The sequence below is a fragment of the Streptomyces niveus genome, from assembly GCF_001723055.1.
GTDB lineage: Bacteria > Actinomycetota > Actinomycetes > Streptomycetales > Streptomycetaceae > Streptomyces > Streptomyces niveus.
Genome location: NZ_MDCR01000457.1, coordinates 1 through 10,993 on the forward strand (window position 1 = coordinate 1; position 10,993 = coordinate 10,993).

The 10,993-nt window shown below is 74.3% G+C and carries 3 protein-coding genes; all 3 read left to right on the top strand.

The genetic code is table 11. The features are described from left to right. The first annotated feature begins 17 nt into the window (after positions 1-17). Positions 18-1,601, top strand: coding sequence for a PfaD family polyunsaturated fatty acid/polyketide biosynthesis protein (locus tag BHU15_RS36130; RefSeq protein ID WP_069630966.1), 1,584 nt, complete (start codon positions 18-20; stop codon positions 1,599-1,601). 92 nt (positions 1,602-1,693) lie between these two features. Continuing rightward, entirely contained in the window at positions 1,694-7,624 is a 5,931-nt protein-coding gene (locus BHU15_RS36135) for a type I polyketide synthase (RefSeq protein ID WP_069630967.1), read from the top strand. 60 nt (positions 7,625-7,684) lie between these two features. After that, a partial coding sequence (locus tag BHU15_RS36140; RefSeq protein WP_303741391.1) for a beta-ketoacyl synthase N-terminal-like domain-containing protein occupies positions 7,685-10,993 on the top strand: 3,309 nt, incomplete at its 3' end.

Genomic DNA, 10,993 nt, shown 5'->3' on the forward strand with positions numbered 1-10,993 from the left:
CCCCCAGGAGCCCCTTCGTGTCCGTCCTCTCCCCTCCCGTCACCCCCGTCGCGTCCCCTCCGGTCTTCTCCCTCGACGAGATCGCCGCCAGGGCCCGGCGGATCCGGGAATCCGTACACATCGTCAGCGGGCCGAGCGGCCGTGAACTGGGTCTCGCGGCCGGTCCCGTACCCGAAGGACCGGTGCTCGGGACGCTGCCGCCGCTGTACCCCGAGTGGCTCGGCGGACGCACTTTCTGCGAGGCGCACGGCGTCCGATTCCCTTATGTGGCAGGCGAGATGGCGAACGGCATCTCGACCACCGCGATGGTGTCGGAGATGGCGCGGGCCGAGATGCTCGGGTTCTTCGGCGCCGGGGGTCTGGCGTACGCCGAGGTGGAGCGGGCCGTCCACACGCTGGCCGGGGAGCTGCGGTCCCGTGCGAACTGGGGCGTGAACCTCATCCACTCACCGGCGGAGCCCGAGCTGGAGTTCCGCGTCGCCGAACTGCTGCTGCGCTGCGGTGTGCCCCGGATCTCCGCGTCGGCGTTCATGGAACTCACCCCTGCCGTCGTGCTGTGCTCGGCGCGGGGGCTGCGGCGCGGAGCCGACGGCTCGGTCGTCCGGCGTACGCGGATCCTCGCCAAGGTGTCGCGGCCCGAGGTGGCCGAGAGGTTCCTCGCACCCGCCCCGGCCGCGCTGCTGGACCAGCTCGTGGGGCAGGGGAAGCTGACCCGGCAGGAGGCCGAGCTGGCGGCCCTGGTGCCGGTGGCCGAGGACATCACCGTGGAGGGCGACAGCGGAGGTCACACCGACAACCGGCCGTTGTCGGCCCTGCTGCCGAGGATCGTCCTGCTGCGTGACGCGCTGTGCGGGCGGTTCGGCTATCGCCGGCCTGTCCGGATCGGCGCGGCGGGCGGGCTCGGCACACCGGCCGCGGTCGGCGCCGCCTTCGCCCTCGGCGCGTCCTACGTCGTCACCGGATCGGTGAACCAGACGGCGACCGAGGCGGGTCTGTCCGAAGAGGCCAAGGCGATGCTGTGCGAGGCGGATGTCGCCGATGTCGCCATGGCACCGGCGGCGGACATGTTCGAGCTGGGTGTCACGCTCCAAGTCCTGTCCCGGGGGACGATGTTCGCGCAGCGGGCCACCAGGCTCCACGCGGCGTACCGGGCACACGGTTCGCTGGAGGAGATCCCGCCCGCCGTCCGCGCGGCGATCGAACAGAACGTGCTGCGCGCCTCCTTCGACGAGATCTGGCAGCACACACGCGCGTTCTGGGAGCGGCGGGATCCCTCGGAGATCACGCGCGCGCAGAACGATCCGAAGCACCGCATGGCGCTGGTGTTCCGCTGGTACCTGGGCAGTTCCAGCCGGTGGGCGATCACCGGCGAGACGGCCAGGCGAACCGACTACCAGATCTGGTCAGGCCCGGCGACGGGCGCGTTCAACCGCTGGGTCGCCGGCACGTTCCTGGCCGAACCGGCGAACCGGTCCGTCGTGCAGATCGCGCTCAACCTGCTCGAAGGCGCCGCCGTGCTCACCCGCGCCCATCAACTGCGCACCTACGGAGTCCCGTTGCCGCCCGAGGCATTCGCCTACGTCCCGCGTGGGCTCGCGTGAACGGCCCCGGCGCCCCGGAGGCGTCAACCACCGTCGTGGAGACGGGACAGGCCGGCCGCCAGACGCCCATCGCGGTGGTCGGTGTCGGCGCCATGGTGCCCGGCGCGACGGACGCGGCGGGCTACTGGCGGATCCTGACCGGCGGCCGGGACCTCATGACCGAAGTGCCCGCCTCCCGCTGGCTGGTGACAGACCATTACGACCCCGACCCGGTCGCACCCGACAAGACGTACGCCCGCCGTGGGGCCTTCCTGCCGGAAGTGGACTTCGACCCGCTGGAGTACGGCGTACCGCCCGCCAACCTGGCGGCGACGGACACGTCCCAACTGCTCGCCCTGATGGTCGCCGACCAGGTGCTGACCGACGCCGGCGGGCTCTCGGACCTGGACAGGGACCGGGTCGGCGTCGTCCTCGGCGCGGCCTCACTGGAGCTGCTTCCGCACATGTACGGGCGCTCCCATCGCCCGATGTGGCTGAAGGGACTGCGGGAGAGCGGGCTGGCCGAGGCCGAGGCGCAAGCCGTGTGCGACCGCATCGCGGCGCAGTTCAGCCCGTGGCGGGAGTCGACCTTCCCCGGACTGCTCGGCAATGTCGTCGCGGGCCGTATCGCCAACCGGTTCGATCTGCACGGCACCAACCACACGACGGACGCCGCCTGTGCCAGCTCGCTGGCGGCGCTGTCCACGGCGGTCGGTGAACTGGCCCTCGGGCGGGCCGACTTGGTGATCAGTGGTGGTGTGGACACCGGGAACGACATCGGCATGTTCCTGTGCTTCTCCAAGACGCCCGCGCTCTCCCGTACCGGTGACTGCCGTCCGTTCTCGGACGCGGCGGACGGCACCATGCTCGGCGAGGCGGTCGTCATGTACGCACTGAAGCGGCTCTCCGACGCGGAACGGGACGGCGACCGGATCCACGCGGTGATCCGTGGCATCGGCACCTCGTCGGACGGGAAGGGCACGGCGATCTACGCGCCGCTTCCGGACGGTCAGGCGCGGGCTCTGCGACGCGCCTACGAGGAGGCGGGCTACGGCCCGCGGACCGTGGAGCTGGTCGAGGCCCACGGGACGGGCACGAAGGCCGGGGACACGGCCGAACTGACGGCGCTGCGGGCGGTGTTCAAGGAGTCGGGACGCGGCGCGGCGCAGTCCGGAGGCAGCGGCGGGCAGGGGCAGTGGTGCGCGATCGGCTCGGTCAAGTCGCAGATCGGGCACACCAAGTGCGCGGCGGGCGCGGCCGGGCTGCTCAAGGCGGTCATGGCCCTGCACCACAAGGTGCTGCCGCCGACGATCAAGGTGGACAGGCCGACGCCGGCGGCCACCGACCCGGACGGCCCGTTCTACGTCAACACCGAGGCCCGGCCGTGGGTGCGGCCGGCGGATCATCCGCGCCGGGCGTCGGTGTCCAGTTTCGGCTTCGGGGGCAGCAACTTCCACGTCACGCTGGAGGAGTACGTGCCCTCGGGCACCCCGGCCCGGGTGCCGCCGCGCCATCGCTCCGCGCCGGGCGAACTCGTCCTGTTCAGCGGCGCGTCGGTGGCCGACCTCGTACCGCCCGGGTCGTACGGCGACCGTCCGCTGGCCGCGCTCGCACGGGAGAGCCAGGGCGCGTTCTCGCCCACCGATCCGGTACGGCTGGCCGTCGTCGCCACGGACACCGACGACCTGAGGGAGAAGTACGCGCAGGCGCTCGCGCTGATCCGGCAGCGGCCCGGCACGGCGTTCTCGGCACCGAACGGTGTCCGGTACGCCTCCGGGGATCCCGCGCCCGGCCGTCTCGCGTTCCTGTTTCCGGGGCAGGGGTCCCAGTACGTCGGGATGGGCGCCGGCCTCGCGATGCTGGCCCCGGCCGCCCAGGCGGTGTGGGACCGGCTCGGCGGCGCCACGTTCGACGGGCGGCCCCTGCACCGGCTGGTGTTCCCGCCGCCCGCCTTCGCCGACGAGGAGCGCGCGGACCAGGCCGCGCGGCTGGCAGCGACCGAGTGGGCGCAGCCCGCGCTCGCGGTGCACGCGCTTGCCTCGCTGGCCGTGCTGCGCGGTCTGGGGGTGCGGCCGGACTGCGTGGCGGGCCACAGTTTCGGTGAGTTGGTGGCGCTGCACTGCGCGGGCGCCCTGGACGCCGACGCGCTGGTCGCGCTGGCCCGCAGGCGCGGCGAGCTGATGCGGGACGCGGCGGGCGTACCGGGCGCGATGCTGGCCGTGGCGGCGGACCGCGAGCACGTGGCGGGGGTGCTGGCCGCCGGCGAGTTGGGCGACATCTGGCCGGCCAACCTCAACTCCCCGCGCCAGACGGTACTTTCGGGTACGGCGGAGGCTGTCGCGCGCGCCGAGAAGTTGTTCGGGGCCGAAGGTGTCGACACCCGCCGGCTGACCACGTCGACCGCCTTCCACAGTCCGCTGGTCGCCCCGGCCGGTGAGCCGCTCGCCGCGTTCCTGCGCGCGGTCCCGGTCGCGGAGCCCCGGATCGAGGTGTACGGCAACGCCGACGCGGCACCGTACCCGGCCTCGCCCGACGGGGTACGCCGCAAGGTCGCCGACCACCTGGCATCACCGGTGCGCTTCCAGGACCAGATCGAGGCGATGTACGCGGCGGGGGTGCGGACGTTCGTCGAGGTCGGCGCCGGCACCGCGCTGACCGGCCTGGTCGGGCAGATCCTGGGCGACCGCGAGCACGCGGCCGTTCCGCTGGACCGGGCGGACCGTGCGGACCCGTCCGGGGTCAGCACCCTGCACATCGCGCTCGGTGAACTCGCCGTACGCGGCGTCCCTTTGGACTTCGATTCCCTCTGGGCGCCGTACGGCCCGCCCGGAACCTCAGTGAAGGAGCGCGAGCCCCGGATGACCGTGCAGATCAGCGGAGGCAACTACGGGCAGCTCTACCCGCCCCGTACCGCAGACGCCGCGCCGCAGGCGCGAGAGCCGATGCCCGTGCCGGTGGCCGCGCCGGTGGTGCCCGAGCCGGTGATGTCCGAGCCGGTGGCCGTACCGGAACGGGAACCGGAGCCCGCGTACAGCGCCGAGGCTGATGCCGGTGAGGGCGGCTTCGGCCCCGAGTGGTACGCCGCCGTGGAGAGCGTTCAGCGGCAGACGGCGGAGGCCCATGCCGCCTGCCAACGCATGCTGACCGACAGCCATATGGCCTTTCTGCGGATGACCGAGACCACCCTGGCCGCGATGCTCGGGGCACAGGGCGTCGGCATCGTGCCCGACGTCCCGCCTCCCACGGCGCCGCTGCCGCACCCCCGTTCTTCGGCGCCCCGGAGCGCCCCGGTACCGGCGGCGGTGCCGGCAGCGGCGACGCCGTCCCCGACGGCGGTCCGCGTTCCTGAGCCCGTGCCCGTCGTCGTACCCACCGTCACCCCGGCCGCCGAAGCGGCGCCCCTGCCGGCGCCCGAGCTGGAGGAACTGCTGCTCTCGGTGGTGGCCCAACTCACCGGCTATCCGGTCGAGATGCTCAACGTGGACATGGAGCTGGAGGCGGATCTGGGAGTCGACTCGATCAAGCGCGTCGAGATCCTGTCGGCCGTACGCCGCAAGGTGGGCGACGTGGCGACAGGAGACGTCGGGCAGCTCGGCAAGCTCCGCACGCTGCGCGAGATCGTGGACGCGCTCACCATGACCGGTCGGCCGCCCGAGTCCCCGGTGCCGGACTCTCCCGCGGTGACCGCGCCCCCGGCCGTGACCAGGCCTCCCGCCTCCCCGGAGATCCCGGCCATGCGCACCGGATCCGAGCAACTGACGGCGCTGACAAGGCTGGTGCCGCGCGCGGTGGAGTCACCGGCGTCCGGGCTGGCGACGCCGGGGCTCCTGGACGGGCCGCTCGTGGTGGCGGGCGGGGACGCCGACGGCGACGCGATCACCGCCCTCGTCGTGCGGAAGCTGGCGGAGCGCGGCGTGGACGCCACCGCCGTCGCGGAGATCCCCGAGGGCGCCCGCTCGGTCGTGCACCTCGGCGGGCTGACCGGGGACGGCACGCCGGACCACGCGCGGGAGGTCCACCGATCGGTGTTCCGCGCGGCGCGCGCCCTGGCGACGGGGGGCACTGAACCGGGCTTCGAGCAGGGCGGGTTGTTCGTGACCGTGCAGGACACCGGCGGCGACTTCGGGCTCGGCGCCCACGCACCCGACCGCGCGTGGCTGGGCGGCGTCGCGGGTCTGACCAGGACCGTGGCGAAGGAGTGGCCGGGCGTCTCGGTCAAGGCCGTCGACTGCGAGCGGGGCGCTCGGAGCGACGAGGAGATCGCCGAGGCGATCGTGCGTGAACTGCTGCACGGCGGGACCGACTTGGAGGCGGGCCTGCGCGCGGACGGCACCCGCACCACCCTGCGGACCGTACCCGCGCCGGTGACACCCGGCAGCACCCGGCGGATCACCTCGGAGTCGGTGATCGTGGCCACCGGAGGGGCCCGCGGGGTGACCGCCGCCGCGCTGCTGGACCTGGCCAGGACCCACCGCCCGCGGATCGTGCTGCTCGGCAGGACGGCACCGGTTCCCGAGCCGGCGGGGCTCGCGTCGGCCGCCGACGAACCGGCGCTCACCCGGCTGCTCGCCGAGCGCCCGGCCGAGGCCGCGGAGAACTCCTCCCCCGCCCAACTCGCGGCGCGGGCCCGGGAGATCCTGGCCGCGCGCGAGGTACGGGCGACGCTGGCGGCGCTGGAGGCGGCGGGATCCCCCGTACGGTACGTCCAGGTGGACGTGCGCGACGGTGACGCCGTCGCCGCCGCACTGAGCGATGTACGCGCGGTGTGGGGGCCGGTCACCGGCATCGTGCACGGTGCGGGGGTCCTGGCGGACAGGCGGATCGCCGACAAGACCGACGCGCAGGTCGAGTTGGTGATGTCCACCAAGGTGGACGGTCTGCGCGCGCTGCTGGCCGCGACGGCGGAGGATCCGCTGGATGTGATCTGCCTGTTCTCCTCGGTGGCCGCCGTGTTCGGCAACGCGGGGCAGAGCGACTACGCCATGGCCAACGAGATCCTGGGCCACGTCGCGTCGGCGGAGCAGGCCCGCCGACCGGGCTGTCTGGTGCGGTGCATCGCCTGGGGGCCCTGGCGCGGCGGCATGGTCACACCCGCGCTGGCCGGGCATTTCGGCCGGTCCGGGGTGCCGTTGATCCCGCTGGAGCAGGGGGCGGCGGCTTTCACCGCCGAGTTGGACGGCGCGGCCGGTGAGGCGCGCGTCGTCCTGGTGGCCGGGGACGACCCGGCGGCCCTGTCACCGGCCGTCGATCCGCGTCCGGCGCAGTTGCTGGTCCGGGCGGACAGCTCGCCGCAGTTGGCCGACCACGCGCTCACCGGGGTTCCGGTGCTGCCCGTGGCGATGGTCCTGAACTGGTTCGCGGGGGCGGCCATGGCCTGGCTGCCGGGTGCCGGCGCGGGCGTGCCGCTCGTTCTGCGCGATCTGCGGGTGTTCCAGAAGGTCACCCTGCCCGAACTGGCGGGCGCCGGTCACCGGCTCATGGTGCGCGGCAGCCGGGGCGCGGCCGGTTCGTCGACGGGGCTGGAGGCGGAGCTGTCCGGGGAAAGCGGGGTGGCGCACTTCAGGGCCGTACTGGACACCGGGGCCGAGGAGCCGGATGTGGCAGCGTGGGGCAGTCCGGACGGTCTCAAGCCCCTGGACCGTACCGAGTTGTACGACGGGGAGAGCCTCTTCCACGGCCCCCGCTTCCACTCCGTACGCGCGCTGCACGGTGTGTCGGAGCACGGAGCCGAGGCGACCGTCGTGGGCGTGCGCGCCCTGCAATGGCCCGGTGAGTGCTGGCCGCTCGACCCGGCCGCCGTGGACGGCGCGCTCCAACTCGCCCTGGTCTGGGCGCAGATGAGCCTCGGTGCGGGGACGCTGCCAATGGCCGTCGCGGAGTGCCGGGTGTACCGGCGCGGCCCGGTCGACGGCGCGGTGCGGTGTGTGCTGCGGGGCCGGAAGGTGCACGGCACGGGGGCGCGCTGCGACGCGGCGCTGATCGACGCCGACGGGGCCGTCCGGCTTGAGCTGCTCGGCGTGGAACTCGTACGCCGCCCCTCCTGAGCCGCAGTCCGCCCCAGCCAGCCCCCGCACCGCACCGCACCGGCCTGAAGTGAGACCCGTATGGAATTCGAACCGATCGCCGTCGTCGGGCGGGGCTGTGTGCTGCCCGACGCGCTCGATCCGGACACGTTCTGGGACAACATCGCCGCAGGCCGTACCAGCCTGTCGGCCGCCCCGGACGAGGACCGGTGGCGGCTGCCGCGCCGTTGGGCCATGGGCACGGTGGACGACCACCTCGACCGCACCTGGACCGATGCCGGCGGGTACGTACGGGGGTTCGAGTCCGTCTTCGATCCCGGCGGTTTCCGGATCGCCCCGGAGCGGATCATGTCGCTGGACCCGCTCTTCCACTGGGTCATGTACGGCGTGCGGCAGGCGCTCACCGAGGCGGGCAGCGAGGGTCCCCTGCCGCGCGCGGGGCTGGTGCTGGGCAACCTGTCGTACCCCACGCCCACCGGCGCGGTTTACGCGGAGCACGTCTGGCTGTCCGCCCAACAGCCCGCGCTCCGGGACGCGTTGCTGACGGAAGAGCGCCGGCGGCGGCCCGACGCCCGCAACCGTTTCTCGTCCGGGCTGCCCGCCCGGCTCGCGGCCCGAGCCCTCGGGCTGGGCGCGGGCGCGTGGTCGCTCGACGCCGCCTGCGCGTCGTCGCTGTACGCGGTCAAGCTGGCGTGCGACCGGCTGCACGACGGTACGGCGGACCTGATGGTGGCCGGTGCGGTCAGCCGGGCCGACCCCCTCTATCTGCACGTCGGCTTCTGCGGGCTGTCCGCGACGAGCCGCACGGGGCGCAGCCGGCCCTTCCACCGGGCCGCGGACGGTCTGGTGCACGGCGAGGGCGCCGGGTTCGTCGCCCTGATGCGGCTGTCCGACGCCCGCGCCGCCGGGCTGCCGGTGCTCGGGGTGATCCGCGGTGTCGGGCTGTCCAACGACGGGCGCGGCGCCGGGCTGATCAGCCCGGCGGAGGAGGGACAGGTCCGGGCCATGCGCCTGGCGTACGAGGCGGCGGGCGTCGCGCCCGGGACCGTGTCGCTCGTCGAGTGCCATGCGACGGGGACGCCGGTCGGGGACGCGGTGGAGGCGCGCGGTATGGCCCAGGTCTTCGGGGCCGGTGCCGACGTACCCATCGGTTCGGTGAAGTCGAACGTCGGGCATCTGCTGGCGTCGGCGGGCGTCGCGGGGCTGTTGAAGGTGCTCGGCGCGCTGCGCGCGGGGGTCCGTCCGGCGACGCTCGGGGCGGAACTGCCGCTCGACGCGCTGGCGGGCACGCCGCTGCGGGTGCTGACCGCGCCGGAGCCGTGGTCCGGGCCGCGCCGGGCGGCGGTGAGCGCGTTCGGGTTCGGCGGGACCAACGCCCATCTGGTGGTGGACCATCCGGACGACGGCCTCGTGTCCGCCCTACCGCGGCCGACCCGGCCCGTCGCCGCCGTGACGGCCCCGACCGGGGTGCGGGAAGCGCCGGGCGGCCGTACGCCGGTGGCGATCGTCGCGCTCGGCGCGCGGGTCGGCGACGGGACCTGTACGGAGGACTTCCGGCGGGCTGTGCTGGGCGGCGAACGGCGCGGGCCCGCCACCGGGATCGCCGTGGAGCTGACCGACCTGTGCTTCCCACCCGTGGCCCTGGAACGGACGGTGCGCCATCAGCTCCTGGTGCTGGAGGCCGCCCGGGAGGCCGTCAGGTCGGTGTCCCTGCCCCGGGAGCGGACGATGGTGGTCGTCGGCATGGGGGTGGATCCCGAGGTGGCCCGGGCGGGTGCCCGTTGGCGGGTTCCGCACTGGCTGGAGCAGGCCGGGCTCGGCGCCACGCCCGAGTCGGCGGACCTCGCGCGCGACGCGTTCGTGCCGCCCATGACCGCCGAGGGTGTGGTGGGCACCCTGCCGAATCTGGTGGCGAACCGGATCAGTACCCAACTCGACCTGGCGGGGCCGGGTTTCGCGGTCTCGGCGGAGGAGGCCTCCGGGCTGGTGGCGCTGGAACTCGCGGCCAGGGCCGTCCGGTCGGGGGAGGTCGACGCCGCGCTCGTCGGTGCCACCGACCTGTCCTGCGAGGCGGTGCACCGGAGCGCCCTGCGGGATCTCGGCCACGAGGACGAGCCGGGGGACGCCGCCGTCGTCCTGGTCCTCAAGTCCCTGGAGACGGCGCGCAGGGACGGTGACACGGTCGTCGCCCTGCTGGACGACGTCGCGGCCGACGAGCCCGCCGCCGTACCCGACCTGGTCGTCGGAGACGTACCCGACGCCGTGTTCGACCCCGCGTCGGCCTTCGGGCGCGCGCACGCCGCGTACGGGCTGGTCTGCGTCGCCGTCGCGGCGCTCTCCCTCCAGCACCGCGCGCTGCCCCGGCCAGGTCTTCCCGCCGACACCGCGGCCGTCGTGCACACCGCGAAGGTCGCGGTGACACCGCTGGAGGGACCCACCGCGAGTGTCCGGCTGCGCGCGGGGGACGCCAGACCCTGGCTGCGGGGCCCGGCTCCGCGCCTGTATGTCTTCTCCGGGGCCGACCGCCGGGAGGTGCTGGCCGCGCTGGAGTCCGGTACGCGGTCCGGCACCGGACCGGCCCGGCTGGTGCTCGTGGCCGACGACGACGCGTTGCCGGGGCGGAAGGAGGCCGCCCGCCGCTGGCTGGCCGACGGCGGAGCCCGGCCGGCCGATGTGCTGTACCGGGACAGGCCGGTCACGGGGCGGACCGCGTTCGTGTACACCAACGGCTCGGCCGCGTACCCCGGTATGGGCCACGAGCTGATGCTCGCGCTGCCGTCGCTCGGCGAGGCCGTCCGTGCCAGGCACGGGGCGATCGGTGCGCGGCTGCGTTCCGGGACGGGGCGCGGAGTGCTCGACCAGATCTGGGGCGCCGCCGAACTCGCCGTCCACCACACCGTGTTCACCCGGGAGCTGCTCGGGCTGCGGCCGGACGCCGCTCTCGGGTACTCGTCGGGCGAGTCGGCCGCCCTGGTGGCGCTGGGTGCCTGGCCGGACGCCTCGGGGCTGTACGACGCCACCCGGGACAGCGGTCTGTTCACGACCGAACTCACCGGTGAACTGCGGGCGGTGCGGCGCCACTGGGAGCGCCTGGGTGTCGATGGCCGCCGCTGGTCGAGCTGTCTGGTCAGTGCGCCTCTGGACGCGGTCCGTGCCGAGCTGGCCGTCGAGGTCGCGGTCCATCTGATGGCGGTGAACGCCCCCGGCGTCTGTGTCATCGGCGGCGAGTCGGGCGCGTGCGCGGCCGTCGTGGCGAGGATCGGCGCGGACCGCGCGATCGAGCTGGACTACGACATGGCCGCCCACGCACCGGAGTTGGCGGAGGTCCGAGAGGTGTGGCGGGCGGTCCACCACCGTCCGACCGTCGACGTCCCGGGCGTGCGGTTCTAC

Bases quoted from the DNA above. Each gene is read 5' to 3' on its own strand.
- BHU15_RS36135 (WP_069630967.1), top strand. From the start codon at position 1,694: ATGGTGCCCGGCGCGACGGACGCGGCGGGCTACTGGCGGATCCTGACC.